The organism is Nonomuraea sp. C10 (assembly GCF_008017515.1).
GTDB classification, from domain to species: Bacteria; Actinomycetota; Actinomycetes; order Streptosporangiales; family Streptosporangiaceae; genus Nonomuraea; species Nonomuraea ferruginea.
Window position 1 is genome coordinate 3,079,894 of record NZ_VPFF01000001.1, and the last position, 24,138, is coordinate 3,104,031.

Annotated in this window: 25 protein-coding genes; 11 read left to right on the top strand and 14 right to left on the bottom strand. The window is 73.3% G+C overall.

Going from position 1 to position 24,138, the window contains the following annotated elements; genetic code table 11:
- The first annotated feature begins 228 nt into the window (after positions 1 to 228).
- On the top strand, positions 229 to 1,230 hold the full coding sequence (locus tag FR742_RS14030) for a linear amide C-N hydrolase (RefSeq protein ID WP_148031379.1): 1,002 nt from the start codon (positions 229 to 231) through the stop codon (positions 1,228 to 1,230).
- Here the strand turns inward: FR742_RS14030 and FR742_RS14035 are convergent.
- Complete coding sequence (locus FR742_RS14035; RefSeq protein WP_261808518.1) at positions 1,214 to 2,584, bottom strand: metallopeptidase TldD-related protein; 1,371 nt, start codon at positions 2,582 to 2,584, stop codon at positions 1,214 to 1,216. The two genes, FR742_RS14030 and FR742_RS14035, sit on opposite strands and share 17 nt — an antisense overlap.
- Complete coding sequence (locus FR742_RS14040; protein ID WP_148031380.1) at positions 2,581 to 4,074, bottom strand: TldD/PmbA family protein; 1,494 nt, start codon at positions 4,072 to 4,074, stop codon at positions 2,581 to 2,583. The genes FR742_RS14035 and FR742_RS14040 overlap by 4 nt, the downstream gene beginning before the upstream one ends.
- 77 nt (positions 4,075 to 4,151) lie before the next feature.
- Between FR742_RS14040 and fabG the strand changes: the two genes are divergently transcribed.
- Positions 4,152 to 4,847 (top strand): 3-oxoacyl-ACP reductase FabG, encoded by a 696-nt coding sequence (gene fabG / locus FR742_RS14045; RefSeq protein WP_148031381.1) that lies wholly within the window; start codon positions 4,152 to 4,154, stop codon positions 4,845 to 4,847.
- Position 4,848: 1 nt separating this feature from the next.
- Positions 4,849 to 5,613, top strand: a complete 765-nt coding sequence (gene fabI, locus FR742_RS14050; RefSeq protein ID WP_148031382.1) for an enoyl-ACP reductase FabI — start codon at positions 4,849 to 4,851, stop codon at positions 5,611 to 5,613.
- Positions 5,614 to 5,616: 3 nt separating this feature from the next.
- On the opposite strand, the gene FR742_RS14055 is transcribed toward fabI, so the two are convergent.
- Both FR742_RS14055 and FR742_RS14060 read right to left on the bottom strand, forming a co-directional pair.
- Positions 5,617 to 6,498 (bottom strand): hypothetical protein, encoded by an 882-nt coding sequence (locus tag FR742_RS14055; RefSeq protein WP_148031383.1) that lies wholly within the window; start codon positions 6,496 to 6,498, stop codon positions 5,617 to 5,619.
- A 124-nt stretch (positions 6,499 to 6,622) separates the two neighbouring features.
- Entirely contained in the window at positions 6,623 to 7,570 is a 948-nt protein-coding gene (locus tag FR742_RS14060; RefSeq protein WP_148031384.1) for an aldo/keto reductase, read from the bottom strand.
- Between the two features lie 65 nt (positions 7,571 to 7,635).
- Between FR742_RS14060 and FR742_RS14065 the strand changes: the two genes are divergently transcribed.
- The 5 genes from FR742_RS14065 to mshC are packed head-to-tail and all read left to right on the top strand — an operon-like array spanning position 7,636 to position 11,549.
- Entirely contained in the window at positions 7,636 to 8,322 is a 687-nt protein-coding gene (locus FR742_RS14065; protein WP_148031385.1) for a histidine phosphatase family protein, read from the top strand.
- A gap of 9 nt (positions 8,323 to 8,331) precedes the next feature.
- On the top strand, positions 8,332 to 8,880 hold the full coding sequence (locus FR742_RS14070; protein ID WP_148031386.1) for a DUF3090 domain-containing protein: 549 nt from the start codon (positions 8,332 to 8,334) through the stop codon (positions 8,878 to 8,880).
- Positions 8,877 to 9,641 carry an SCO1664 family protein gene (locus tag FR742_RS14075; RefSeq protein ID WP_148031387.1) on the top strand — a complete coding sequence of 255 codons (765 nt, stop codon included), beginning with the start codon at positions 8,877 to 8,879 and terminating at the stop codon, positions 9,639 to 9,641. Before FR742_RS14070 ends, FR742_RS14075 begins: the two co-directional genes overlap by 4 nt.
- Positions 9,642 to 9,664: 23 nt before the next feature.
- Entirely contained in the window at positions 9,665 to 10,315 is a 651-nt protein-coding gene (locus FR742_RS14080; protein ID WP_148031388.1) for an NRDE family protein, read from the top strand.
- A 10-nt stretch (positions 10,316 to 10,325) separates the two neighbouring features.
- Entirely contained in the window at positions 10,326 to 11,549 is a 1,224-nt protein-coding gene (gene mshC, locus FR742_RS14085; protein WP_148031389.1) for a cysteine--1-D-myo-inosityl 2-amino-2-deoxy-alpha-D-glucopyranoside ligase, read from the top strand.
- On the opposite strand, the gene FR742_RS14090 is transcribed toward mshC, so the two are convergent.
- Genes FR742_RS14090 through FR742_RS14135 form a run of 9 tightly spaced genes read right to left on the bottom strand, consistent with a single transcriptional unit; the run spans position 11,546 to position 21,524 of the window.
- Complete coding sequence (locus tag FR742_RS14090) at positions 11,546 to 12,505, bottom strand: UDP-glucuronic acid decarboxylase family protein (RefSeq protein WP_148031390.1); 960 nt, start codon at positions 12,503 to 12,505, stop codon at positions 11,546 to 11,548. The two genes, mshC and FR742_RS14090, sit on opposite strands and share 4 nt — an antisense overlap.
- On the bottom strand, positions 12,502 to 13,377 hold the full coding sequence (locus tag FR742_RS14095; protein ID WP_148031391.1) for a glycosyltransferase family 9 protein: 876 nt from the start codon (positions 13,375 to 13,377) through the stop codon (positions 12,502 to 12,504). The genes FR742_RS14090 and FR742_RS14095 overlap by 4 nt, the downstream gene beginning before the upstream one ends.
- Complete coding sequence (locus FR742_RS14100) at positions 13,368 to 14,042, bottom strand: SDR family oxidoreductase (RefSeq protein ID WP_148031392.1); 675 nt, start codon at positions 14,040 to 14,042, stop codon at positions 13,368 to 13,370. Before FR742_RS14100 ends, FR742_RS14095 begins: the two co-directional genes overlap by 10 nt.
- On the bottom strand, positions 14,039 to 16,162 hold the full coding sequence (locus FR742_RS45780) for a PfkB family carbohydrate kinase (RefSeq protein WP_261808519.1): 2,124 nt from the start codon (positions 16,160 to 16,162) through the stop codon (positions 14,039 to 14,041). The genes FR742_RS14100 and FR742_RS45780 overlap by 4 nt, the downstream gene beginning before the upstream one ends.
- Positions 16,159 to 16,707, bottom strand: coding sequence for an SIS domain-containing protein (locus FR742_RS14115; protein ID WP_148031393.1), 549 nt, complete (start codon positions 16,705 to 16,707; stop codon positions 16,159 to 16,161). Before FR742_RS14115 ends, FR742_RS45780 begins: the two co-directional genes overlap by 4 nt.
- A 2-nt stretch (positions 16,708 to 16,709) precedes the next feature.
- Positions 16,710 to 17,897: a glycosyltransferase gene (locus FR742_RS14120; protein ID WP_148031394.1), complete on the bottom strand. Its 1,188-nt coding sequence runs from the start codon at positions 17,895 to 17,897 to the stop codon at positions 16,710 to 16,712.
- Positions 17,894 to 18,928: a glycosyltransferase family 9 protein gene (locus tag FR742_RS14125; RefSeq protein WP_148031395.1), complete on the bottom strand. Its 1,035-nt coding sequence runs from the start codon at positions 18,926 to 18,928 to the stop codon at positions 17,894 to 17,896. The genes FR742_RS14120 and FR742_RS14125 overlap by 4 nt, the downstream gene beginning before the upstream one ends.
- Positions 18,925 to 19,896, bottom strand: coding sequence for a glycosyltransferase family 2 protein (locus FR742_RS14130; RefSeq protein WP_148031396.1), 972 nt, complete (start codon positions 19,894 to 19,896; stop codon positions 18,925 to 18,927). The genes FR742_RS14125 and FR742_RS14130 overlap by 4 nt, the downstream gene beginning before the upstream one ends.
- A complete protein-coding gene (locus FR742_RS14135) occupies positions 19,893 to 21,524 on the bottom strand; it encodes a carbamoyltransferase C-terminal domain-containing protein (protein ID WP_148031397.1) in 1,632 nt (543 codons plus the stop codon). The genes FR742_RS14130 and FR742_RS14135 overlap by 4 nt, the downstream gene beginning before the upstream one ends.
- A 170-nt stretch (positions 21,525 to 21,694) precedes the next feature.
- Here FR742_RS14135 and FR742_RS14140 point away from each other — a divergent pair, with 170 nt between their 5' ends.
- The 3 genes from FR742_RS14140 to FR742_RS14150 are packed head-to-tail and all read left to right on the top strand — an operon-like array spanning position 21,695 to position 23,529.
- On the top strand, positions 21,695 to 22,297 hold the full coding sequence (locus tag FR742_RS14140) for an HAD-IIIA family hydrolase (RefSeq protein WP_246640123.1): 603 nt from the start codon (positions 21,695 to 21,697) through the stop codon (positions 22,295 to 22,297).
- Positions 22,294 to 23,214: a glycosyltransferase gene (locus FR742_RS14145; protein WP_148031398.1), complete on the top strand. Its 921-nt coding sequence runs from the start codon at positions 22,294 to 22,296 to the stop codon at positions 23,212 to 23,214. The genes FR742_RS14140 and FR742_RS14145 overlap by 4 nt, the downstream gene beginning before the upstream one ends.
- 36 nt (positions 23,215 to 23,250) lie before the next feature.
- Positions 23,251 to 23,529 carry a WhiB family transcriptional regulator gene (locus FR742_RS14150; RefSeq protein ID WP_378524897.1) on the top strand — a complete coding sequence of 93 codons (279 nt, stop codon included), beginning with the start codon at positions 23,251 to 23,253 and terminating at the stop codon, positions 23,527 to 23,529.
- Here the strand turns inward: FR742_RS14150 and FR742_RS14155 are convergent.
- Entirely contained in the window at positions 23,465 to 23,950 is a 486-nt protein-coding gene (locus FR742_RS14155; RefSeq protein ID WP_148031399.1) for a peptide deformylase, read from the bottom strand. The two genes, FR742_RS14150 and FR742_RS14155, sit on opposite strands and share 65 nt — an antisense overlap.
- Positions 23,951 to 24,138 lie beyond the last annotated feature (188 nt).

Genomic DNA, 24,138 nt, shown 5'->3' on the forward strand with positions numbered 1-24,138 from the left:
GAGGGACCTCGTCGGGCCGGGGGCGGCCCCTCGTCCGCGGTGGGCGTCAGGGGGCGGAAGCGGCCTCTCATCCACGGCGGGCGTCGGGGTGGGATTCACGCGCCTCCACGACCGGGGGCGTCAGGGGGGGATCCGGTCACTCCAGCCATGCCTCTCCCGGGCGGCGGGCGATCACGAGAGGCTCTGTAGGGGGTGACAGATGGGGGGAGCGGACGGCACACTTCGGTCATGCGCAGCCGTACCGCGGGGGTGTTGACGGCACTGCTCCTCGTCGCTTCCGCAGTGGCGTGCGCGGGGGAGCCGGCGGCGCGGCGGCCCGCGGGGGAGAGCCCGGTGTTACGGCAGAACCAGGACCAGGTCGAGCGGACCGCGGGCAGCCTGCGGCGGCTGGACGACCTGCCGATGTACGAGATGACCTACCACGGCGGCTACGACGCCGAGGCGCCGCTCACCGACGAGGAGCTGGCCCGCCCCGACAGCGCCTGGGCGTGCTCGCTGTTCGCCCGCGGCCCCGAGTCGGCCGGCGGCCCGGAGTTCGCCCGCAACTTCGACTGGGACCCGAACGCCGCCATGGTGGTGCACGCCAAGGCCCCCGGCGCGTACGCCTCGATCTCCGTCTCCGACGTCTCGTACGTGCTCGACGGCGGCGGGCCGGACCTGACGGACCCGGGGCACCGGCGGCGGCTCGGCCACGCGGTGCTGCTGCCGTTCGACGGCATGAACGAGAAGGGCCTGGCCGTCGGCCTGGCCCAGACGCCCGACGCCGAGCTGCCCGAACGGACGCCGGGCCGCGCGCTGGTGGGCACCACGCGCATCATCCGGCTGATGCTCGACCGGGCCGCCACCGTGGACGAGGCGATCGCGCTGATGCGCCGCTACGACGTCGAGTTCACCGGCGGGCCGCAGGTGCACTACCTGATCGCCGACCGGACCGGCCGCGCCGTCGTCGCCGAGTACGGCGGCGGCGAACTGCACGTCGTCGACGACCGGATCCTCACCAACATCACCATGGCCGGCACCAGCCCGGCCGACCGGCTGTCGGACGCCCGCTACGGCGCCCTGGCCAAGGGCACCGGCACCGGCGCCGACGCCCTCGACCTGCTGCGCCGGGTGGCGCAGCCGCACACCCGCTGGTCGATCGTCTACGACCTGGACGACCTCACCGCCCGGCTGGTCACCGGGCAGCGGTGGAGCAGGGTGCACGAGCTGGCGATCAGCTCGCCTGGCTGACCGTCGACATGTTGAAGTCCGGCACCCGCACGGCGGGCATGACGGTGCGGGTGAAGTAGTCGCCCCACTCACGCGCCAGCGTCTGCCGGGCGCCGCCCACCTCGCTCAGCCGGCCCAGCAGGTCGACCGGGCTCTCGTTGAACCGGAAGTTGTTGACCTCGCCCACCACCTCGCCGTGCTCGACCAGGTAGACGCCGTCGCGGGTGAGCCCGGTCAGCAGCAGCGTCTGCGGGTCGACCTCGCGGATGTACCACAGGCAGGTCAGCAGCAGCCCGTGCTTGGTGGAGGCGATCATGTCGTCCAGCGAGCGGCCCTCCCCGGGGCCCTTCATGATCAGGTTGTCGATGGCGGGCGTCACCGGCAGCCCGCTCAGCTCGGCCGAGTAGCGGGTCTGCAGCAGCGCCTCCAGCCGCCCCTCACGGATCCAGTCGGTGGACGACAGCGGCAGCCCGTTGTCGAACACCGAGCTCTGCCGGCCGGAGGAGTGCGCCGTCACGAACGGCGAGCAGGCGATGCCGTCGGCCGCGGGGTCGCTGGAGAGCGTCACGGGCACCGTGGCGAGCTGCTCGCCCACCCTGGTGCCGCCGCCCGGCCTGGCGAACACCGAGCGGCCGTCCACGGCGTCCCTGGCGCCCGCGGACCAGAAGAGGTAGACCATCAGGTCGGCCACCGCCGTCGGCGGCAGCAGCGTCTCGTAGCGGCCCGCGGGCAGGTCGACCCGCGTCTTGGCCCAGTCGAGCCGCCGCGCCAGCCCGGAGTCGAGGGCGGCGACGTCCACGTCGGTGAAGTCGCGGGTGGCCACGCCGGTCCACGCCGAGCGCTTGAGGTCCTCGGACTTGGCGTTGAGCTCCAGCCTGCCGGTCGGCTGGTCGTGGCGCAGCCGCAGCCCAGCGGAGCTGCCGAGGAAGGTCGAGGTGAGCGTGTGCTCGGCGAACCCGTACAGCTTCCTGCCGCCCGACGCGGCGGCCGAGAACGCCTCGCCGAGCGCGGGCGCGAAGTCCGCGAACACGTCGATGCCGGTCGGCGGCACCGGCTCGTCCCAGGACGGGCTGGCGGGCACCCCGGACACCAGCTCGCGGGCGTCCTCGGCGGGCCGCGCGTCGCGCGCCGCCGCGTCGGCGGCGGCCACCACGTCGGCGAGCTGGTCAGGGCGGACGGCGGCGCGCGACACCACGCCGACGCCCTGCCCGGCCACCGAGATCACCGTGAGCCGGCTGGAGCGCGCCACCCCGTTGGTGGTCAGCGTGTTGCCGGCGAAACGCAGGTTGGCCGTGGACTGCTCGTCGGCCAGCACCACGCACCCGTCGGCCGTGGAGAGCTCCAGCGCCTTCTCCACCATCTGCTGGGGAGTCACTTTCCGCCCTCCTGAACGGTGTTGAGTATCCGGACGTTCCTGAACAGCGCCGACGGGCAGCCGTGGCTCACCGGCGCGACCTGCCCCGGCTGGCCCTTGCCGCAGTTGAACGCGCCGCCCAGCACGTAGGTCCGGGGCCCGCCGACGGCTTCCATCGACTGCCAGAAGTCGGTCGTGGTGGCCTGGTAGGCGAAGTCGCGGACCTGCCCGGCCAGCTTCCCGTGGGAGATCCGGTACGCGCGCTGACCAGTGAACTGGAAGTTGTAGCGCTGCATGTCGATCGACCAGCTCTTGTCGCCGACGATGAACAGCCCGCGCTCCACGCCGGCGATCAGCTCCTCGGTGTCGGGGCCGCCGGGCGCGGGCTGGAGCGACACGTTGGCCATCCGCTGGATCGGGGTGTGGCCGGGCGAGTCGGCGAACGCGCACCCGTTGGACCGGCCGAGCCCCTTCATCAGCGCCATCCGCCGGTCGAGCTGGTAACCGACCAGGACGCCGTCGCGGACGATGTCGAAGCTCTGCCCCAGCACGCCCTCGTCGTCGTAGCCGACGGTGGCCAGCCCGTGCTCGACCGTGCGGTCGCCGGTGACGTTCATCGACGGCGACCCGTACACCAGCTCGCCGAGCTGGTCGAAGGTGGCGAAGCTGGTGCCGGCGTAGGCGGCCTCGTAGCCGAGCGCCCGGTCGAGCTCGGTGGCGTGGCCGATCGACTCGTGGATGGTCAGCCACAGGTTGGACGGGTCGACCACCAGGTCGTAGTCGCCGGCCTCGACCGACGGCGCCGCCAGCTTCTCCGCCAGGTGCAGCGGCAGCGCCTCCAGCTCCGTCCGCCAGTCCCACCCCGTGCCGGTGAGGTACTCGTAGCCGCGGCCCACCGGGGGCGCGATCGTGGACATGTCGTCGAAGCCGGACTCCGACGCCTTCATCGCGTTCAGGCTCGGATGGATCCGCACCCGCTGCTGCGTGGTCGTGGTGCCGGCCGTGTCGGCGTAGAACTTCTGCTCCTTGACCTGCAGCAGCCGGGCCGAGACGTGGTCGGCGCCCTTGAGCAGCCCCGCCGACCAGTCGGCCAGCAGCGCCACCTTGTCGGCCTGCGGCACCTCGAACGGGTCGACCTCGTAGGACGACACCCACGTGGCGTCGGCGTGCACCGGCTCGGGCGCCAGCTCGATCGGCTCGCGGTTGATCGGCGCGCTCACCTGCGCCACCCGGACCGCCTGCTCGGCCACCAGCGCCGCGGCCTCCGGCGTCAGCTCGATCCCGGCGGCGAAGCCCCAGGTGCCGCCCTTCACCACGCGGACGGCGTAGCCCAGGTCGTCCGCGTCGGAGGCGCCTTCGAGGCGGGCGTCGTAGAGGCTGAGCGTCTCGGCGCGGACGCGTTCCAGCCGGAAGTCGGCGTGTTCGGCGCCCAGGTCGCGGGCGCGCTGCAGGGCGGCGTCCGCGAGCCGCCGCAGCGGCAGCGCGAGGAAATCGGAGTCGATCTGGCGCATGTCCACGATCCTAACCCCGTGATCTTGTGTCCCCCGGATAAGCGGGTACCGGCGGGTAGCCGATAGCGTCTGGTGTCATGGCACGCTCTGTACTCGTCACCGGAGGCAATCGCGGCATAGGCCTCGCGATCGCCCGTGAACTCGCCGCCGCCGGCGACGCCGTCGCCGTCACCTACCGCTCGGGGGAGCCGCCGGAAGGGCTGTTCGGGGTCCGGTGCGACGTGACCAGCATGGCCGAGGTCGAGGCCGCCTTCGACAAGGTCGAGGCGGAGCAGGGCCCGGTCGAGGTCCTCGTCTCCAACGCCGGCATCACCAAGGACACCCTGCTGGCGATGATGAAGGAGGAGACCTTCACCGACGTCATCGACGCCAACCTCACCGGCGCCTACCGCGTCGCCAAGCGGGCCATCCGGCCCATGATGCGGCTCAAGCGCGGCCGCGTCATCCTCGTCTCCTCCGTGATCGGCCTGCTCGGCCAGGCCGGCCAGACCAACTACGCCGCCTCCAAGGCCGGTCTGATCGGCTTCGCCCGCTCCATGGCCCGCGAGTACGGCTCGCGCGGCATCACGGTCAACGTGGTCTCGCCCGGGTTCGTGGCCACCGACATGACGGCCGAGCTCGACACCGAGGCGATCGTCAAGAACATCCCCCTCGGGCGCCAGGCGTCTCCCGAGGAGGTCGCGCGCGTCGTCCGCTTCGTGGCGAGCGACGACGCCTCCTACATCACCGGGGCCGTGATCCCCGTCGACGGCGGTCTGGGAATGGGGCACTGACGTGGGCATACTCGAAGGCAAGCGGATCCTCGTGACGGGCGTGCTGACCGACGCGTCCATCGCGTTCTCGGTCGCCAAGCTGGCGCAGGAGGAGGGCGCGACCGTCGTCCTCACCGGGTTCGGCCGGCTGAGCCTGGTCGAGCGGATCGCCAAGCGGCTGCCCGATCCCGCTCCGGTCCTGGAGCTCGACGTGCAGGACACCGACCACCTCGACACGCTCGCCGCCCGGGTGGGCGAGCACGTCGAGGGCCTCGACGGGGTGGTCCACTCCATCGGCTTCGCCCCGCAGACGGCGCTCGGCGGCAACTTCCTCAACACCTCGTGGGAGGACGTCGCCACCGCCCTGCACGTGTCGACCTACTCCTACAAGGCGCTCGCGGTGGCCTGCCTGCCGCTCATGAAGGACGGCGGCGCGGTCGTCGGCCTCGACTTCGACGCCACCAAGGCCTGGCCGGTCTACGACTGGATGGGCGTGGCCAAGGCCGGCCTCGAGTCGTGCAACCGCTACCTCGCCCGCGACCTCGGCAAGCACGGCATCCGCGTCAACCTCGTGGCCGCCGGGCCGCTGCGCACCATGGCCGCCAAGTCGATCCCGGGCTTCAAGGAGTTCGAGGACAGCTGGCCCGACAGGGCCCCGCTCGGCTGGGACCTCGCCGACACGGTGCCGGCCGCCCGTGCCTGCGTGGCGCTGATGTCCGACTGGTTCCCGGCCACCACCGGCGAGATCGTGCACGTCGACGGCGGCGTCCACGCGATCGGCGGCTGACCCTCAGGCGAGCCGGTGCCGCCCCGCCGGCTCGAACGGGATCGACTCGTGCTGCTCGCTCCGGCGCCTGCGCTGCTGCACCACGCGGCTGGCCAGGACCGCCGTGGCGAGCAGCACCACGGTCAGCGTGGTGCCCACCACGTCGGAGGCCTTCGCCACCGGCCGCACCACCGGCTCCCTGCCCACCTGAAGGGGCAGCTTGTCGGTGAACGGATCCGGCCACAGCAGGTCGATGCGCAGGTCTTCGGGGTCGGCCGCCGGGTCGTCGGTGACCGGCTCCTCGCTGCCGTCGACGGAGTGCGTCTCGCGGGCGGGCGGCTGCGTCGGCCAGGTGGTGGGCGCCGCGTCCGCCTCCTCCCGGTCGTCCTCGCGGTCCCGGTCGGCCGGGTCGCGGCGGCGCTCCTCGCGCTCCCGCTCGGGCTCGGGCTCGGCCGTCGTACGGCCGGTGGTCTCGGGCGTGGGGCGGAGCGTCTCCTCCAGCAGGCCCTCGCCCTCGCAGGCCAGCCCCGGCAGGCAGACGTCGCTGAGCGGCTCGGGCAGCAGGGTCTTCTTGGGCTTGGCGGAGGGCTTGGCGTCGGCGGAAGGCTCGGCCGACGAACGCGGCGCGGCGGTCGGCACGGCCTCGCCGACGGTGCCGAGCACCTTGTCGGTGGTCTTGCCGAGTCCTTCGGTGAGAGGTTCGGTGAGCCCGCCGGTCAGCTTGTCGACCGTGCCGGTCACGGCGCCCACGGTGTCGCACAGGCCGTCGGTCAGGCCCGAGAGCAGGCCGCCCCCGCCGTGCTCGCAGTCGAGGACCTGGGCCCCCGCCGGGGCGGCGGCGGCGACGGGAAGCGTCACCATCGACACCGCGAGGATCCCAGCCGAGATCGCGGTTCTGCTCCCCATCCGTCCCCTCCCGCGTCGCTTCCGAGGAAAATCCTTATGGACACAGGCCAGACGACGCAGGGTTTTTCGGGGTAAAGTTGCGATTCGGTATCGACTAGTAACACGCGAGCGAGGCTCTCGTTCGTCATTCGGGGGACGAGACGTCATCAAGGGCCTCTCGGATCTCGATCGGGAGCTCCAGGTCTTCTGCGAGCAGCGTGCCTTTGAGCTGCGCGAGCGTGCGGGCGCCGACGATCGCCGAGGCGACCCCCGGCTGGTCGCGGACCCACGACAGCGCCACCGCCGTCGCCGAGACGCCCAGCCCTTCGGCCGCCGTCACGACGGACTCGACCACGCTGCGGCTCCTGTCGTCGAGGTACGGGCGGACGAAGTCGGCGAAGTGAGGGGTGGCGGCCCGCGAGTCGGCGGGGATGCCGGTGCGGTACTTGCCGGTCAGCACCCCGCGGCCCAGCGGCGACCAGGCCAGCACGCCCACGCCCATGTGGTGGGCGGCAGGCAACAGCTCGCGCTCCGCGTCGCGGGCCAGCAGGGAGTATTCGGTCTGCACCGAGGTGATCGGCGCCCGGCCCGGGATCACCCGCTGCGTCACCGAGGCCGCGGCGAGCTGCCAGCCGGTGTAGTCGCACACGCCCGCGTAGAGCGCCCGGCCGGAGGAGACGATGGTGTCGACCGCGGCCAGCGTCTCGTCGAGCGGGACCTCGGCGTCGTAGGTGTGCAGCTGCCACAGGTCGACGTAGTCGACCCCGAGCCGGCTCAGCGAGGCGTCGACCGCGGCGATCAGGTGGCGCCGGGAGGCGTCGCGCTGCCGGTGGCCCATCGGCGTCACCACGGCCTTGGTGGAGATCACCAGCTCCTCGCGCGGCACCTGGTCGCGCAGCAGTCGGCCGAGCACCCGCTCGGCGTCGCCGCCGGTGTAGACGTCGGCCGTGTCGACGAGGGTGCCGCCCGCGTCGAGGAACATCCCGAGCTGGGCCGCCGCGTCGTCGGCGTCGGTGTCACGCCCCCACGTCATCGTGCCGAGGCCCAGCCGGGACACCGACAGGCCGCTGCGGCCGACATAACGCTGCTCCATGATCCCGCCAGATTACCGCTCGGGGCCGTGAAACACCGCGACAGACGCCTGCGACACTTGGGTGGATGACGACGCTGCTATTGGCCCGTCACGGGCTGACCGATCTGACCGGGCCGGTCCTGGCCGGCCGCACACCTGGAGTTCACCTCAGCGACGCCGGCCGGGCGCAGGCCGCCGCGCTGGCCGAGCGGATCGCCGGCGTCCGCCTCGACGCCATCGTCTCCAGCCCGCTGGAGCGCTGCCGCGAGACCGCCGAGGCCGTCGCCGCGGGCCGCGGCCTGCCCGTCGAGACCGACGAGCGGCTGCTGGAGTGCGACTACGGCGACTGGACCGGGCGCGAGCTGAAGGAGCTGGCCAAGGATCCGCTCTGGCCGGTGGTGCAGGCCCACCCGAGCGCGGCGGTCTTCCCCGGCGGGGAGGCGATGACCGCCATGCAACACCGCGCCGTCGCCGCCATCCGGGGCTGGAATCGACGTCTGGGGGAGAAGGCTGTCTACCTGGCGTGCAGTCACGGAGACGTGATCAAGGCGATCGTCGCGGACGCTCTGGGGCTCCACCTCGATCAGTTTCAGCGGATAACCGCTGATCCGGCCGCTCTCACCGTTATTCGCTATGCACCCTTGCGTCCCTTTGTTCTCAAACTTAACGATATGGGGGAATTGAAGCTTTCTGAGGATTCGGAGGAGAAAGACGGGGGAGAAAACTCCACCGGGAGCGATGCCGCCGTCGGCGGCGGGCCCGGGACCACGTAAGGTCAGGCTATGCCGGTCTTCGACTACGACCCGCCGGAGAGGTTCGTGGCGGGCGCCCTCGGCCAGCCGGGCGCGCGCGCCTTCTTCCTCCAGGCCAGGGCCGAGGGCAGACTGACCACGGTCGCGCTGGAGAAACTGCAGGTGGCCGCGCTCGCCGGCAGGCTCGAAGAGCTGCTCGACGAGGTGCTGCGGCGCAGCGGAGGCGCCGCCCAGGTGCCCGCCATCGCCCCCGCCGAGCTGGCCGACGAGGGCCCGCTCGACGTCCCGGTCGCCGAGGACTTCCGGGTCGGCACGATGGCGCTGGCGTGGGACCCCGAGAGGTCGCAGGTGGTCATCGAGGCCCAGGAGATGGTCGACGAGGAAGACCTCGGGGCGCCCGAGCCCGCGGTGCTGCGGGTCCGCATCAGCGCCGGCGCCGCCAGGGCCTTCACCCGGCGGGCGCTGGACATCGTCGCGGCGGGCCGCCCGCCTTGCCCGCTCTGCGGGCAGCCGCTCGACGCCGAGGGGCACGTGTGCGTACGTCTCAACGGCTACCGCGGAGGTGAGGCGGCTTCATGACCGCTCCGGAGAGCGAGCCCGCCGTCAGGCCTGCCCTCCCCTCGGCCATGGACGAGGAGGAGACGCTCAAGCTGCTCCGTGACGGCCGCCTGGAGATGGCCGGGCGCCTCGTCGAAGCCACCAACATGACCCTCTACTGCACGGTCAGGCTGGGCGAGCGCGCGGTCGCGTGCGTCTACAAGCCGGTACGCGGCGAGCGCCCGCTGTGGGACTTCCCCGACGGCACCCTCGCCGCCCGCGAGGTCGCCGCCTACGAGGTCTCCCAGGCGACCGGCTGGCACATCGTGCCGCCCACGGTCTACCGCGAGGGGCCGTTCGGGCCCGGCATGTGCCAGCTGTGGATCGACACCGAACGCGAGATCGACCTGATGCGGCTGGTGCGCAGCCGCAACCCGGTGGTGCGCCGGATGGCGATCTTCGACGCGGTGGTCAACAACGCCGACCGCAAGGGCGGCCATCTGCTGCCGCTGCCGACCGGCCACGTCTACGGGGTCGACCACGGCGTCTGCTTCGCGGTGGAGGACAAGCTCCGCACGGTCCTGTGGCAGTGGCGGGGCAAGCCGCTGTCGCGCGAGGCGGTGGGCGTGCTGGCCAAGCTGGAGCGCGACCTCGACTCCGGTTCGCTGGGCCGCAAGCTGCGCGACCTGCTGACGACGGCCGAGGTCGAGGCGACCTGGAAGCGGGTGCGGCGGCTGCTCGACACCGGCGTGCACCCGTATCCCTTCGAGGGCTGGCCTGCCATCCCCTGGCCGCCCATCTAGAGCAGTTTTGTACGCTTTGCCGCATGTGCACGGTGATCGTGAGAACGGGTCGGCCCCTGACCCTGATGGGCATCAGGGACGAGTTCGCCGACCGCCCGTGGGAAGGCCCGGCCGAACACTGGCCCGACCATCCCGGTGTCGTCGGCGGGCGCGACCTCAAGGCGGGCGGCACCTGGCTCGCGGTCGACCGGCAGGCCCGCCGCGCCGCCGCCCTGCTGAACGGCCGCGGGCTGCCCGCCCCCGAGATCAGCAAGCTCTCTCGCGGCGACCTGCCGCTGCTCGCGGTCTCCTCCGGCGAGATGCCGGACGTCGACCTGACCCGCTACGACCCGTTCCACCTGGTGCTCGCCGGCCTGTCCGGGGCCCGCGTCTTCAGCTGGGACGGGCACCGGCTGGAAGCCGCCGAGCTGCCCGACGGCACCAGCGTGATCGTCAACACCGGGCTCGACCCCGGCCACGAGCGCGTCACCACCAACCTGCCGAGGTTCGCCGGCGACGCCGACTGGCACGAGCCGCTCCGCGACCCGCCCTCCGACGCCCCCGACGCGCTGATCGTCCGGCACGAGCTGCCCGACGGCCGCGTCTTCGCCTCCCTCAGCGTCACCCTCCTGACGCTGGCGCCGGACGGCGTGACGTACGAGTTCACCGACATGACCGCTGATCAGCACGGATAGGCTCGAAGACATGAAATCGTGGTCCGCCCCCAACGTTCCCAGGCTCCCCGGCGCGAGCGTCCCCCTGCGGCTCTACGACACCGCGTCCCGGCAGGTCCGGCAGACCGATCCCGGGCCGACCGCGAGGATGTACGTCTGCGGCATCACCCCCTACGACGCCACCCACCTCGGCCACGCCAACACCTACCTCGCCTTCGACCTGGTCGGCCGGATGTGGCGCGACGCCGGCCACACCGTGCACTACACGCAGAACGCCACCGACGTCGACGACCCGCTGCTGGAGCGGGCCGAGCAGACCGGCGTCGACTGGCAGAGCCTGGCCGAGCGCGAGATCGACCTGTTCCGCGCCGACATGGAGGCGCTGCGCATCCTGCCGCCCCGCGAGTACGTCGCCGTCACCGAGGTCGTCGGCCGGGTGGCGGAGCTGATCGGCGAGCTGGCCGAGCGCGGCGTCACCTACACCCTCGACGGCGACGTCTACTTCGACGCGGCCGCCGCCCCCCGCTACGGCGAGGTCTCCGGCTACTCGCGGGAGCGGATGCTGGAGCTGTCCGCCGAGCGGGGCGGCGACCCGCAGCGGCCCGGCAAGCGAGACCCGCTCGACTGGCTGCTGTGGCGGGCCGAGCGGCCCGGCGAGCCCGCCTGGGACTCGCGGCTGGGCCGCGGCAGGCCCGGCTGGCACGTCGAGTGCACCGCGATCGCCCTCGACAACCTCGGCTCCGGCTTCGACGTGGCCGGCGGCGGCTCCGACCTGATCTTCCCGCACCACGAGTGCGGCGCCTCCGAGGGGTACGCGGCCGCCGGCGAGTGGCCGTTTGCCCGCTTCTACACGCACGCCGGCATGGTCGGCCTCGACGGCGAGAAGATGTCCAAGTCCCAGGGCAACCTGGTGTTCGTCTCCAAGCTGCGGGCCGAGCACGACCCGATGGCGGTCCGGCTCGTCCTGCTGTGCAGGCACTACCGCGCCGACTGGGACTACACCCCTGACCTGCTCGCCGACGCCGAGGCCAGGCTGGAGCGCTGGCGCTCCGCCGTGGCCGTGACCGCCGGGCCGCCCGCGGAGGCGTTGCTGGCCGAGGTGCGCGACCGGCTCGCCGACGACCTCGACGCCCCCGGCGCCGTGGCCGCCGTCGACCGGTGGGCCGGCGAGGCACTCGACGGCGGCGGGAGCGACCGGGCGGCGCCGGCCCTGGTCCGCGACCTGGCCGACGCCCTGCTCGGCGTGGCGCTCTAGACCGTCATCCGGGCCGGCCGGTGACCGTCCAGCTCGCGGGCGAACCACTCGATGGTGCGCCGCAGCCCTTCACCGGCCGGCACCTTCGCCGTCCATCCGAGCCGCTCGGCGGCCAGCGTGGTGTCCGGCCGGCGCACCTTCGGGTCGTCCTCCGGCCGCTCGACGAACTCGATCGGCGACGCCGACCCGGTCAGCTCCTTGATCATGGTGGCCAGGTCGAGCATGGTCAGCTCGTCCGGGTTGCCGAGGTTCACCGGGCCGTCGAAGTCGCTCTCGGCCATGGCCAGCACGCCCGACACCGTGTCGTCCACGTAGCAGATCGACCGGGTCTGCGAGCCGTCGCCGGTGATGGTGATCGGCTCGCCGGTCAGCGCCTGCCGGATGAACGTCGGGATGGCACGGCCGTCGAACGGCCGCATGCGCGGACCGTACGTGTTGAAGATCCGCACGATGCCGGTGTCGGTGCCGCGCGAGTCGCGGTAGGCCGTGGTCAGCGACTCGGCGAAGCGCTTGGCCTCGTCGTAGACGCTGCGCGGCCCCACCGGGTTGACGTTCCCCCAGTACGTCTCGCGCTGCGGGTGCTCCAGCGGGTCGCCGTACACCTCGCTGGTGGACGCCAGCACGAACCTGGCCCCCTTCTCCCTGGCCAGCCCGAGCGCGTGCAGCGTGCCGACGCTGCCGACGCGCAGCGTCTCGATCGGGTAGCGCAGGTAGTCGGCCGGCGAGGCGGCCGAGGCGAAGTGCAGCACCAGATCCACGTGACCGGCGACGTGCACGTAGCCGGTCAGGTCGCACTCGACGATGCGGAACGACGGACGGTCGACCAGGTGTTCCACGTTGCGCGGCCCGCCGGTGAGGAAGCTGTCCATGCACACCACGTCAGCCCCCCGGTCCAGCAGCCGCTCACACAGGTGGGAGCCGAGGAACCCGGCTCCTCCGGTGACCAGCGCCCTCATGACGTGACCTCCATCGCGGCGTCGACGACCTCGGATACCTCGATCTTCAGCAGGCCCGGGTCCGGCTGGTCGCCGTGCGGGTCCCCCCGGCTGCCCGCCCACAGCGCCACGTGCCGCCACCCGGGCGGCGGCCCCCACTGCGCCGGGGAGACCGGCCCGAACAGCACCACCGACGGCACGCAGAACGCGGTCGCCAGATGGCCCACGCCGGTGTCGCCGCACACCACCAGGCGCGCCCTGCTCACCAGCTCGATCAGCTCGGCCAGGTCGGTGCGGCCGGCGAGCACCCGATCCGCCGGCAGCCCGGCCAGCTCGGCCACCCTCCTGGCCAGCCCGGCCTCCTCGGCGCTGCCGGTGACGACCACGTCGTCGTCCAGCAGCGCCGCCACCTTCGCGAACCGCTCCGGCGGCCAGCGCCTGGCCGGGTAGGCGGCGCCGGGATGCACGATCGCCGGCCCCGTACGGTCGGAGACGCCGAGCGTCAGGTCCTGCGGGTCGGCCGGGATGCCGTACCACCTCAGCAGGTCGCACCAGCGCCGCACCTCGTGCACGCCGTCCTGCCACGGCGGGCCGGTCTCGTAACTGATCAGCCGTCCCGGCTCGGTACGGCGCAGCGCCTCGATGCTCTGCGGGCCCCGGCCGTGCAGGTTGACCGCCAGGTCCGGCCGCTCGAACGGCACCGGGCCGGGCCCGGACACGTCGATCTGTTCGTCCACCGCGCCGGTGAGCGGCAGCAGCGGGCCGAGATAGGACGGGGTGGCGAGCGTGATCCGGTGCTCCGGATGCGCCTGGCGCAGCGCGCGCAGCGCGGGCACGGCGGTGAGCAGGTCGCCCAGCCCCAGCCCGCGCAGCACCAGGAGTTCTAGGGCCATGATGTCTCCGTGTCCGGGCAGACGACGAGTTCCCTGATCTCGCAGCCGACCGGCCTGCCCAGCGCGAACACGATCGCCTGGGCGACGTCCGCGGGGTCGTTCAGCCCCGCCTCCGGGCCGGGCTTGTACTGCTCGGGCCGGCCGTCGAAGAAGCCCGTCCGCATGCCGCCCGGCACCAGCAGGGTGACCCCCACCTCGCCGCGCAGCTCGACCGCCAGCGCCCGGGTCAGCCCGACCACGCCGAACTTCGACGCGCTGTAGGCCGAGGCGTCGCTCAGCGGGCGCAGCCCGAGCGTGGACGCGCAGGTGACGATCCGGCCGCGCGACCTCTTCAGGTACGGGAGCGCGGCCCGCACGACGGAGGCCGTGCCGAGCAGGTTGACCTTGACCACCTGCTCCCAGTCGTCGGCGGGCACGTCCTCCAGCCGCCCGCACCGGTCGATGCCGGCCGCGGTGACGACCGCGTCCAGCCCGCCGGCCCGCTCGGCCAGCTCGCGGACCGCGCGCTCGGCCTGCTCCCGATCGGCCAGGTCCGCGGTGGTGTGCTCGAAGCGCTGGCTCGGCTCGCGGACGTCGACGACGAACGATCGCCAGCCCTCCTTCTCGACCGCTTCCGCGGTGGCCAGGCCGAGGCCCGAGGCGCCCCCCGTGATCAGTACGTTCATCGGATCTCCTTGATCAGATTGGTTGTCGAACGTCCCGGCAGCAGGTCCAGCACCACCGTCTCGGCGCCGATGCCGGCCAGGACCTCGGATTCGGGCAGCGTGCCGCCCTCGTAGTCGCCGCCCTTCACCCACACGTCAGGGCGGAGCAGCTCGATCGCGCGGACCGGGGTGCCCTCGTCGAACACCAGCACCGCGTCCACGCAGCTCAGCGCGCGCAGGACCTCGACCCGGTCGGTCACGTCCACGATCGGGCGCGACGGGCCCTTGAGCCTGCGCACGGACTCGTCGGAGTTGACGCACACGACCAGCGCGTCGCCGAGCGCGCGGGCCCGCCGCAGCAGGCTGACGTGCCCGGCGTGCAGCAGGTCGAAGCAGCCGCCGGTGGCGATCAGCCGGCCGCCGGACGCCCGGACCAGCTCGGCCACCTCGACGGCGGTGCGCGGCCGGTCGCCCAGCTCCTGCTCCTGGACGCGGACGGCGGCCGCGCCGCCGCCGGCGACGAACCGCGAGGCCTCGCCGACGCCCGTGATCACCGCCTCCGCCACGCCGGCCCCGGCCCGCATCGCGAGCGCCGCGGCCCCGGCCAGCCTGTCTCCCGCGCCGCACGGGTCCTGGCCGCTCGCCCGGACCGGCGCCGGGATCTTGAGCATCGTGCCGTCGGCCAGCGCCAGGGACGCGCCCCCGGCGCCCCGGGTGACCACGACCGCGCCGGCGTCCAGCTCCTCCCGGATGGCGCGTGCCGCCCGGTCGGCGCCCGGGAACTCGCCCGGGCACAGCAACCTGGCCTCGGCCTCGCTCGGCGTGATCAGCGCGCATCCCCGGGGCGGCCTTACGCCTCTCGGGTGCGGATCCCACACCACAGGCGCCGCACAGCCGCGCAACAACTCCCGCGCCACCGCCGCCACCCCCCGGCCGTAATCCGCCACCAGCACCGCCCCCGCCCCGGCAACCACCTCAACCGCCCGCGCATACCCATCCCCAGCGGCCAAATGTCCCCCCACGACGGCCGTATCCACGCCCTCGGCCGTCACGTCCTGGACACCGGCATCCGGCCCCAACTCCCACATGTGTCGTTCGGCACCACTGACGCTTCCGCCTGCGGCGGTCACGTCTGAGTCGCGCGTGTTTCCCCTAGCGGCGGTTGGGTCCGATTCCGGCGTGTGTGGGTTGGCGGCACTCGCGCTTCCTCTTGCGGCGGTCATGTCCGCGTTGGGCGTGTTTCCGTTCGCGAGGGTTGGGTCTGGTCCCGGCGTGTGTGGGTTGGCGGCACTCGCGCTTCCGCTTGCGGCGGTCAGTTCGGTGTCGCGCACGCTTCTGTTGGTGGCGGTTGGGCCCCCTTCCCGGGTGTGTCGGTCGGCGGTCGTGTTTCCGCCTGTGACGATCACGTCTGCGTCGCGGGCGTTTCCCTTCGCGAGAATTGGGTCCGGCTCCGGGGTGTGTGGGTCGGTGGTTGTGTTTCCGCCTGCGGCGGTCACGTCCGCGTCGCGGGCGTTTCCGTTAGCGGCGGTTGGGTTCGGTTCCGGCTTGTGCGGGTCGGAGGTGGTCACGTTCGCGTGCTGCGGATATTCGCCTGCGGCGATTGTGTGGCTGTCCGTGTCTTGGGTGTGGTCTTCGGTGGGCAGGGCGTGGTGGTCGAAGTGGTCAGAGTGCGGGTCCCTGGTCTCGGGGGCTTCTTGCGGTTCGTCCTGGTGGGCGGGTCCGGTCGTGGGCGCTTCTGGGAAGGGTGGGGCGGTTCCGTCGCCGGTGTCCAGGCGCAGGAGTGTCTGGCCTCCGGCTCGTACGCGGGTCTTGCGTACGGTCTCGCCCCGCAGCGGGAGGCGTACCAGCTCCAGTTCGGCCGACAGCAGCCCGCACAGGCGGCGCCCCGCGGGGTCGTCGCCGATCGCGGTGATCAGCACCACGTCGGCGCCGTCACGGGCGGCGAGCAGCGCCGCCAGCCCCGCCCCGCCGGGACGGGCGTGCTCGGCCGTCACGTCGACCACCGGCACCGGCGCGTCCGGGCAGAGCCGCACGGCTTCGCCGTCGACGTCCACGTCCAGCAGCGTGTCGCCGATCACGACCAGCGGACCCGGCGGCGGGGGACCGCGATGGACGTCCCGGTCCCGCCGCGGATCCGTCACAGGGCCTCCTCGGCCGCGTCGCAGAGCATGTGGATCATGGCGAGGTGCACCTCCTGCACCGTGGCCGTCTCGTCGGCGGGCACGGCGACCGCGTCGTCGCACAGGTCGGCGAGCGGGTTCGGCGCGGGCCCGGTCAGCGCCCACGACAGGATTCCGCGCTCCTGGGCGGCCCGCGCCGCGGCCAGCACGTTGGCGCTGCGGCCACTGGTCGACAGGCAGATCAGCACGTCGCCCGGACGGCCGTGCGCGTGCACCTGGCGGGCGTAGATCTCGTCCGCGCCGAAGTCGTTGGCGATCGCGGTGAGCGACGAGGTGTCGGCGTGCAGCGGGATCGCCGCGTACGGCGACCGGTCGGCGCGGAACCGCCCGACCAGCTCGGCCGTCAGGTGCTGGGCCTCGGCCGCCGACCCGCCGTTGCCGCACGCCAGCAGCCTGCCCCCGGCCGCGAGCACGCCCCCGAGCTTGCCGCCCCAGGCGCGGATCGTGGTGGCGTGGTCGTCGACCCTGGTCAGGGCCGTGCGGAGCTTCTCCAGATGCGTGTCCATGATTACCCCCCCAGCGCGGCGAGACGGCTCGGCTGTCCGTCGATCACCTGCGTGTACACGGCCTCGGTCTGCTCGGCGATGCGCGGCCAGCCGTACCGTTCCCGGGCCCGGCGTGCGCCGGCCCCGCCGATCTCCCGGCGCATGTCCGGTCTGCCGAGCACCTCCTTCAGCGCCCTGGCGAGCGCCCTCGGCCTTCGCGGCGGCACCAGCAGCCCGCATCCGGCCACGGTGTCCAGGTGGCCGCCGACCGCCGACGCCACGACCGGCACGCCGCACGCCATCGCCTCCACGGGCACCAGGCCGAACGGCTCGTACCACGGCACGGTGACCAGCACGTCGGCCGCGCGCATGAGCGCCGGGACGTGCTCGCGCGGCACGCTGCCGATCACGTGCACCCGGTCCGCCAGCCCGTAGCCCTCGGCCAGCTCGCGCAGCCGCACCGCCTCCTCGTCGTCGGTCCGCCCGCCCGCGATGACCAGCTCGGCGCCGGGCAGCCGGCGCAGCGCCGCGATCACCGTGTCGACGCCCTTGCGCGGCACCAGCCGGCCGATGCTGAGCACCATCGGCCCCTCCGTGCGCGGCGCCACCGGCCCGTCCGGGCAGAACGTCTCCAGGTCGACGCCGCACGGCACGACCGTGATCCGCCGCTCGGGCACGCCCATCGCGACGAGCTCCGTGACCTCGTCGCCGCAGGTCGCCAGCACCGCGTCGGCGCGCCGGCCGATGGCCCGCTCGGTGGCCACGCGGTGCGCGGGGCTGGTGTCGGCGCCGCCCTGCCAGCGCCGCTTCACCGTGCCGAGCGCGTGGAACGTCTGCACCACCGGGAACCCGTCCGCCGCCTGCAGCGCCGCCTGCCCGCTCATCCAGAAGTGCGCGTGCGCCACGTCGGGGGCGCGCAGCGCCCAGCGGTCGGCCAGCCGGTCGGTGAACTCCGGCATGTACGGGGGAAGCTCGTCCTTCGGCACCGGGGCCGCCGGGCCCGCCGGCACGTACTCGACGGTGATGCGGGGGGAGAGCCGCACCGACGAGGGCTGGGCGGCGTGGGAGCGACGGGTGTGCACGACGATCGAGTGGCCGCGCGCGGCCAGCGCGGTGGCCAGCGCGGCCACGTACACGTTCTGACCGCCGGAGTCCACGCCGCCGATCGCGGCGAGCGGGTCGGCGTGCTCCGAGATGAGATCGATCTTCACTGCGTCAGCTCCCTCACTGCCTTGACCACCTGCTCACTCGTCACCTGCGACAGGCACGGGTGCCCGGGGACCGGGCAGACGCGCGCCCTGCTCGCCCGGCAGGGCGCGTGCTGGTCACCGAGCAGCACCGTGGGCACGCCGTACGGGGCCCACCGCTCGGCGGGGACGACAGGGGCGAACAGGCTGACCACCGGCGTGCCGACCGCCGCCGCCAGGTGTGCCGGGCCGGTGTTGCCCGCCACGAGCACCCCGGCACGCTGGAGGACGGCCGCGAGTTCGGCGAACGAAGTCCGCCCGCCGAGGTCCACGGCGTCCTCGCCGGCGACGAAGGCGGTGAGATCGCGTTCCTTGCCGGTGACCACGACCTGGTGCCCGTCGTGGACCAGCTCTCGTACGGTCTGGCGATGCCTCTCTGCGGGCCAGGTCCGGGCGGGAGCGGAGGTCCCCGGGTGCACCACGACATACGCGCCTTTGTCGGCAACGCCGCCGACATTGAGCAATTGCCCTGTTTCTCGGCTGATATCCGGAAGTGGCTGTCGAACTGCGAGTCTGCCGTCGTCGCCGGGCGGCAGCTCGAACCCGGCGGCCCGGGCCAGCGCCAGCATCCGCTCCGCCTCCGGCACGTCGACGCTCTCGTCGACCCGGTGGCGCACGTCGAGCAGCGAGCCCGGGTAGTCGTCGCTGATGGCGGCGATCCGCCCTACCCCTGCCAGCCTCAGCAGCAGGGCCAGCGGCAGCGCCGACTGGTGGAACGAGGTCAGGATCAGCGCCTCTTCGCAGCCCCGTACCTCCCGGACGAGCGCGTCCACCTCGGACCGCGTCACGGGCGGCGGCTCGCTCATGATCCACGGCGCCCGCCACTCCACCACCCGGTCCACCCCGGGCAGCAGCCCGGCGGCCGCGCTGCCATGGGGGCCGGCCAGGAAGACGACCTCGCCCGCCCGCCCGCGCACGGCCCGCACGGCGGGGCCGGCCAGCAGCACGTCCCCGGCGTCGTCGAGCCGCGCCACGAGCACCCGCGGAGCGCTCATCGCCGCACCTCCCATTCCCCCCTGAGCCGGTGCCAGCAGGCCACCGGTGGGATCAGCACGCCGGTGACGGCCATCCGCGCCACCTCGCCGGGGCTCCGCGGCCCCGGCCGCACCCGGGCCCACACGAACTCCCCGGTCATGAGCACCCACCCCGCCCCCGCCAGCCAGGCCCCGGCCTCGACCGGCCCTCGGACGAGCCTCCAACGGGAGAAGGCGGCCTGGTGAGCGGTCAGGCTGTAGGCGGTGCCCAGGGCGAGAGCGGCGGCGGCGAAGGCCGTCGTGAGGGCGTGGCGGCGCAGGCGCCCGCGGACGCCGATCGCCGCGCGCCAGGCCGGCCCGTGCAGGCGGCGCATCAGGGCGTCGTCGGCGTTGCCGCGCTGGAACCTGACGCTGGCCCAGAAACCGTCGTCGCGCACCGGGTGCACCGTCACCCGCGCACCCTTGACCAGCCGGTAACCGGCCCGCCGCACGCGCAGGGCCAGGTCGGCGTCCTCCCTGTAGGCGCGCGGGAACCGCTCGTCGAAGCCGCCCACCCGCTCCAGCGCCGAGCGCCGGTAGGCCATGTCGGCCGTCGGCCAGTCGGCGTCCACCAGCCCGGCGGTGTGCCGCTCGCCGTCGGTGGGCCGTCGCCCGGACGGCAGCGGCACCGTGATCCGCCCCTGGCTGCCCCCCACGTCCTCCGGCAGGTCCACCAGGTCCTTCCAGACCGCGCGCGCCCAGCCGGGCGACGGCACCACGTCGTCGTCCAGGAACGCCACCCACGGCGTGTCCGCCGCCCGCCAGCCGGCGTTGCGCGCCGCCGCGGGCCCGCGCCCGCCCGAGCGCACGACCCGTACGCCACCGGGCACCTCCAGCGGCTCGGCGGCGCCCGGCCGGTCGTCGGCCACCACGACCGGGACGTCCGCCAGCGCGGCCAGCGTGGCGCGCAGGCTCGGCCGCCCGATCGTGGGGATCACCACCGTGATCACGACGCGAACACCTCCCCCCGCCGTATCAGGTAGGGCCCCAGGGCCAGCACCTCCACCGGCGAGGACCCGAAGCACTCCAGCGCGTCACGCGGGTCGTCCACCATGGGCCGCCCGGCGGTGTTGAGGCTCGTGTTGACCACGACGGGCAGCCCGGTCCGCGCCTCGAACTCGGCCAGCACCCGCGCCATCAGCGGCTCGGCGGCGGGGGAGACGGTCTGGACCCGGGCGGTCCCGTCCACGTGCACCACGGCGGGGACGCGCTCACGCCAGCCGGGGAGCACGTCGTGCACGAACAGCATGTACGGCGACGGCACCGGCCCCCGGCCGAAGACGGCGGGGGCCCGGTCCTCCAGCACCATGGGCGCGATCGGCCGGAACTGCTCGCGCCCCTTGACGTCGTTGAGCCGCTCGGTGTTGGCCGCGTGCCCCGGGTGGGCCAGCAGCGAGCGGTGCCCGAGCGCCCGCGGCCCGTACTCCGACCGCCCCTGGAACCAGGCGACGAGCCGGTCGGCGGCCAGCTCGTCCGCCACCGCCGCCGCCAGGTCGGCGGGGCGCGTGTACGGGACGCGGGCCACGTCCAGCCACGCCCCGAGCTCCTCGTCGGTGAAGCCGCGGCCGAGCGCCGCGGTGCTCATCGGGGCGGCCGGCTCCCCGTGCACCTGGGCCAGGTGCAGCGCCCCGCCCAGCGCGGTGCCGGAGTCGCCGGCGGCCGGCTGCACCCACACCTCGTCGAACGGACCCTCGGCCAGCAGGCGGGTGTTGGCCACGCAGTTCAGCGCGACCCCGCCGGCCAGGGCCAGCCGCCGCTCGCCGGTCCGCTCGTGCAGCCAGCGGGCCAGGTCGAGCAGCACCTCTTCGAGCCGGGCCTGCACGCTGGCCGCCAGGTCGGCGTGGTCGTCCGTCCACTGCTCGCCCTTGCGCAGCGCCTTGGCGTACCCGCCCCACTCGATCGGCGTCACGTGGAAGCCGCCGTCACCCGTCGCGTAGACGAGCTCGCGCAGCTCCTCCAGGAACCGCGGCCGCCCGTACGAGGCGAGCGCCATCACCTTGTACTCGTCGCAGGAGCGCAGGAATCCCAGGTGCTCGGTCACGTCCTCGTACATCAGCCCGAGCGAGTGCGGCAGCGGCTGGGCGGCCAGCACCTCCAGCTCGCCGCCGGTGTAGCGGCCGGCCAGGTGGGAGACGTTCTCGCCGCGGCCGTCGCACACCAGCACCGCGCAGTCGCGCCAGGGCGAGGCCAGCCCCGCCGAGGCGGCGTGCGCGATGTGGTGCGGCACGAACCGCACCCGCGCCGCGTCCAGCCCTGGCAGCGCCGTGGACAGGAACAGCGGGGCGCGTACCGCGTAACGGGTGCGCAGTTCCTCCCAGTCGCCGTCCGGGCGCTGCTCGACCAGGGCGGGATCGTAGGAGTAGGCCACCGCGTCGACGTCCTCGGGGCCGATGCCCGCCTCCCGCAGGCACCAGGCGGCCGCCTGCTCCGGCAGCTCCCACGCGGAGAACGGGAGCGGGCGCTTGCCGTGCTTGCGCCGGCTGAACCGCTCCTCCTCCGCGGCGGCGACCACCCTCCCGTCCACGACCAGGGCCGCCGCGGGGTCATGGAAGATCGCGTTGATGCCGAGAAATCTCATCGGTTCCCTTCCTGCGAAGATTAGGAGAACGGCTACCGAGAGGAGCGCTCCTCAAACACACCCCCCTCGCTGAAATGGGCAAACACCCCCGAACTCTGGCGTCTGGTCACCCTGAGTAGTTGTTTGCCCGATATGGCGCCGGGTAGCTGTGGGCCACGCGACGGAGGTGGATGGTGTTCGAACAACGACGTCCCGGGGCGGTGCTCTTCGACAGGGATGGAACCCTGATCAGGGATGTCCCGTACAACGGCGACCCGGCCCGGGTCCGGCCCATGCCGGGCGCGCTGGAGGCGCTGAGCAGGCTGCGCCGCGCCGACCTGCCGGTGGCGGTGGTGACCAACCAGTCGGGCGTGGCCAAGGGCCTGATCACCGCGGACGAGATGGAACAGGTGAACGCCCGGGTCGAGGAACTGCTCGGGCCGTTCGACGCGTGGGCGATCTGCGTGCACGACGACGGCGACGGCTGCACCTGCCGCAAACCCGCGCCCGGCCTGCTCATCAGGGCCGCCGCGGTGCTGGACGTGAGCCCGCGCGAGTGTGTCATGGTCGGCGACATCGGCCGCGACATGGAGGCGGCCAGGGCCGCCGGGGCGCGCGGCATCCTGGTGCCGACCGTGGAGACGCGGCGCGAGGAGATCGAGCACGCTCCCGAGGTCGCCGACGACCTCACCGACGTGGCCGAACGGCTGCTGCGCGAGGCGGACGCCGCGCCGGCCCCCGTCGCCGCCGGCGGCTCCGCCTGGTCGCGGGCGCTCGGCTGGAGCCGCTGGTGAGGATCCTCCTCTGGCACGTCCACGGCTCGTGGACCACCTCGTTCGTGCACGGCCGCCACGAGTACGTCCTGCCGCTCGTCCCCGGCCGCGGCCCCGACGGCAGGGGACGGGCCGACACCTATCCGTGGCCTAGTAGCGCCAGGGAAGTGCCGTGGGACCGGCTCCGCGACGAGCCGGTCGACGTGGTCGTCTACCAGCGCCCGCACGAGCTCGACCTGGCCCGCGAGTGGCTCGGCCGCGACCTGCCCGGCGTCTACGTCGAGCACAACACGCCGGTCGGCGACGTGCCACGCACCCGTCACCCGCTGGCGGACCGCTCCGACATCACGCTCGTGCACGTCACCCACTTCAACGAGCTGTTCTGGGACAACGGCCGGGCTCCCACCCGGGTCGTCGAGCACGGCGTCGTGGACCCAGGCCACCTCTACACCGGCGAACTGCCCCGGGCGGGCGTCGTGGTCAACGAGCCCGTCCGGCGCACCCGGGTGGCCGGCACCGACCTGCTGCCGCGCTTCGCCGCCGAGGTGCCGCTCGACCTGTTCGGCATGAAGGTCGAAGGTCTCCCGTACGGGACGTACGAGGACCTGCCGCAGGCCCGCATGCACGCCGAGCTCGCCAGACGGCGGGTCTACCTGCACCCCTACCGGTGGACCTCGCTCGGGCTCGCCCTCATCGAGGCGATGACCCTGGGCATGCCCGTGGTCGCGCTGGCCGCCACCGAGGCCGTCGAGGCGGTGCCGCCCGAGGCGGGCGTCGTCTCCACCCGGGTGGACGTGCTGGCCCAGGCGCTCAGGGAGTTCGCGGCGGACCCGGAGCGGGCCGCCCAGGCCGGCAAGGCCGCGCGGACGGCCGCGCTGGCGCGCTACGGGCTCGACAGGTTCCTGCTCGACTGGGACCGCCTGCTCGAAGAGGTATGACCCGGAAGGCGCTGGGTAGGCGCGATGAGCATGATGATGCTCGACTGGTCACGCAGGGCCGCCTGCTCTGACCTGGACCCTGAGCTGTTCTTCCCGATCTCGCTCCAGGGTCCGGGCCAGTCGCAGGTGGAACGCGCCAAGACGATCTGCCACACGTGCCCCGTACGGGAGCCGTGCCTCGACTACGCGATCAGCAGCGGCCAGACGCACGGCGTCTGGGGCGGCCTGGATCCGGAACAGCGCCGCGCGCTCATCCCGAGGGCAGCGCCGCGGCCAGAAAGCGTTCGCGCTCGTCCGCTGACAGGTGGTCGCTGAACAGCACCCCGTCCAGATGATCGGACTCGTGCTGCAGAACCCTCGCCAGCACGCCCAGCGCCCGCACCGTGACGGGCTTGCCGAACATGTCGCGGCCACGCGCGACGACCATGAAAGCGCGCCGCAGCGGCCACCACACGCCCGGGGCCGACAGACAGGCCTCGTCCGCCGTGATCCGCCGCTCCGACAGCTCCAGCCGCGGATTGACGAGATGGCCTGACGCGCCCTCGTAGGCGTAGACGAGCACCCGCAGCGGCACCCCCACCTGAGGAGCGGCCAGCCCGGCCCGGCCGACGCCCGCCCGCAACGTCGCCGTCATGGACTTGACCAGCCCGCGCAGCTCCTTGTCGTAGTCCTTGACCGGCTCCGCGACCGAGCGGAGCGCCGGATCGTCGAAAGCCAGGATCGGCCGCACCGTCACCCGCGCCTCCCCGAATAGCCGCGTCGCACACCGACGGGTTTCCCTCCCGGGTCCGCCGCCAACCGCGCGGGCTGTCGCTTGTAGCACAGCGGTAACAGAAGAGACCCAGCGCGGAAACCCTCCGAATCCACGATGAAGGCGTGATCTCACTTCCGGTTCACGTACGTGTGATGCCCGGCCGGGTGCTC

Excerpts from the sequence above, each read along its gene's own strand:
- FR742_RS14030 (WP_148031379.1), top strand. The coding sequence starts at position 229 with ATGCGCAGCCGTACCGCGGGGGTGTTGACGGCACTGCTCCTCGTCGCT.
- FR742_RS14040 (WP_148031380.1), bottom strand. The coding sequence starts at position 4,074 with ATGCGCCAGATCGACTCCGATTTCCTCGCGCTGCCGCTGCGGCGGCTC.
- fabG (WP_148031381.1), top strand. The coding sequence starts at position 4,152 with ATGGCACGCTCTGTACTCGTCACCGGAGGCAATCGCGGCATAGGCCTC.
- FR742_RS14055 (WP_148031383.1), bottom strand. The coding sequence starts at position 6,498 with ATGGGGAGCAGAACCGCGATCTCGGCTGGGATCCTCGCGGTGTCGATG.
- FR742_RS14060 (WP_148031384.1), bottom strand. The coding sequence starts at position 7,570 with ATGGAGCAGCGTTATGTCGGCCGCAGCGGCCTGTCGGTGTCCCGGCTG.
- FR742_RS14065 (WP_148031385.1), top strand. The coding sequence starts at position 7,636 with ATGACGACGCTGCTATTGGCCCGTCACGGGCTGACCGATCTGACCGGG.
- FR742_RS14070 (WP_148031386.1), top strand. The coding sequence starts at position 8,332 with ATGCCGGTCTTCGACTACGACCCGCCGGAGAGGTTCGTGGCGGGCGCC.
- FR742_RS14075 (WP_148031387.1), top strand. The coding sequence starts at position 8,877 with ATGACCGCTCCGGAGAGCGAGCCCGCCGTCAGGCCTGCCCTCCCCTCG.
- FR742_RS14080 (WP_148031388.1), top strand. The coding sequence starts at position 9,665 with ATGTGCACGGTGATCGTGAGAACGGGTCGGCCCCTGACCCTGATGGGC.
- mshC (WP_148031389.1), top strand. The coding sequence starts at position 10,326 with ATGAAATCGTGGTCCGCCCCCAACGTTCCCAGGCTCCCCGGCGCGAGC.
- FR742_RS14090 (WP_148031390.1), bottom strand. The coding sequence starts at position 12,505 with ATGAGGGCGCTGGTCACCGGAGGAGCCGGGTTCCTCGGCTCCCACCTG.
- FR742_RS14095 (WP_148031391.1), bottom strand. The coding sequence starts at position 13,377 with ATGGCCCTAGAACTCCTGGTGCTGCGCGGGCTGGGGCTGGGCGACCTG.
- FR742_RS14100 (WP_148031392.1), bottom strand. The coding sequence starts at position 14,042 with ATGAACGTACTGATCACGGGGGGCGCCTCGGGCCTCGGCCTGGCCACC.
- FR742_RS14115 (WP_148031393.1), bottom strand. The coding sequence starts at position 16,707 with ATGGACACGCATCTGGAGAAGCTCCGCACGGCCCTGACCAGGGTCGAC.
- FR742_RS14125 (WP_148031395.1), bottom strand. The coding sequence starts at position 18,928 with ATGAGCGCTCCGCGGGTGCTCGTGGCGCGGCTCGACGACGCCGGGGAC.
- FR742_RS14135 (WP_148031397.1), bottom strand. The coding sequence starts at position 21,524 with ATGAGATTTCTCGGCATCAACGCGATCTTCCATGACCCCGCGGCGGCC.
- FR742_RS14140 (WP_246640123.1), top strand. The coding sequence starts at position 21,695 with ATGGTGTTCGAACAACGACGTCCCGGGGCGGTGCTCTTCGACAGGGAT.
- FR742_RS14150 (WP_378524897.1), top strand. The coding sequence starts at position 23,251 with ATGCTCGACTGGTCACGCAGGGCCGCCTGCTCTGACCTGGACCCTGAG.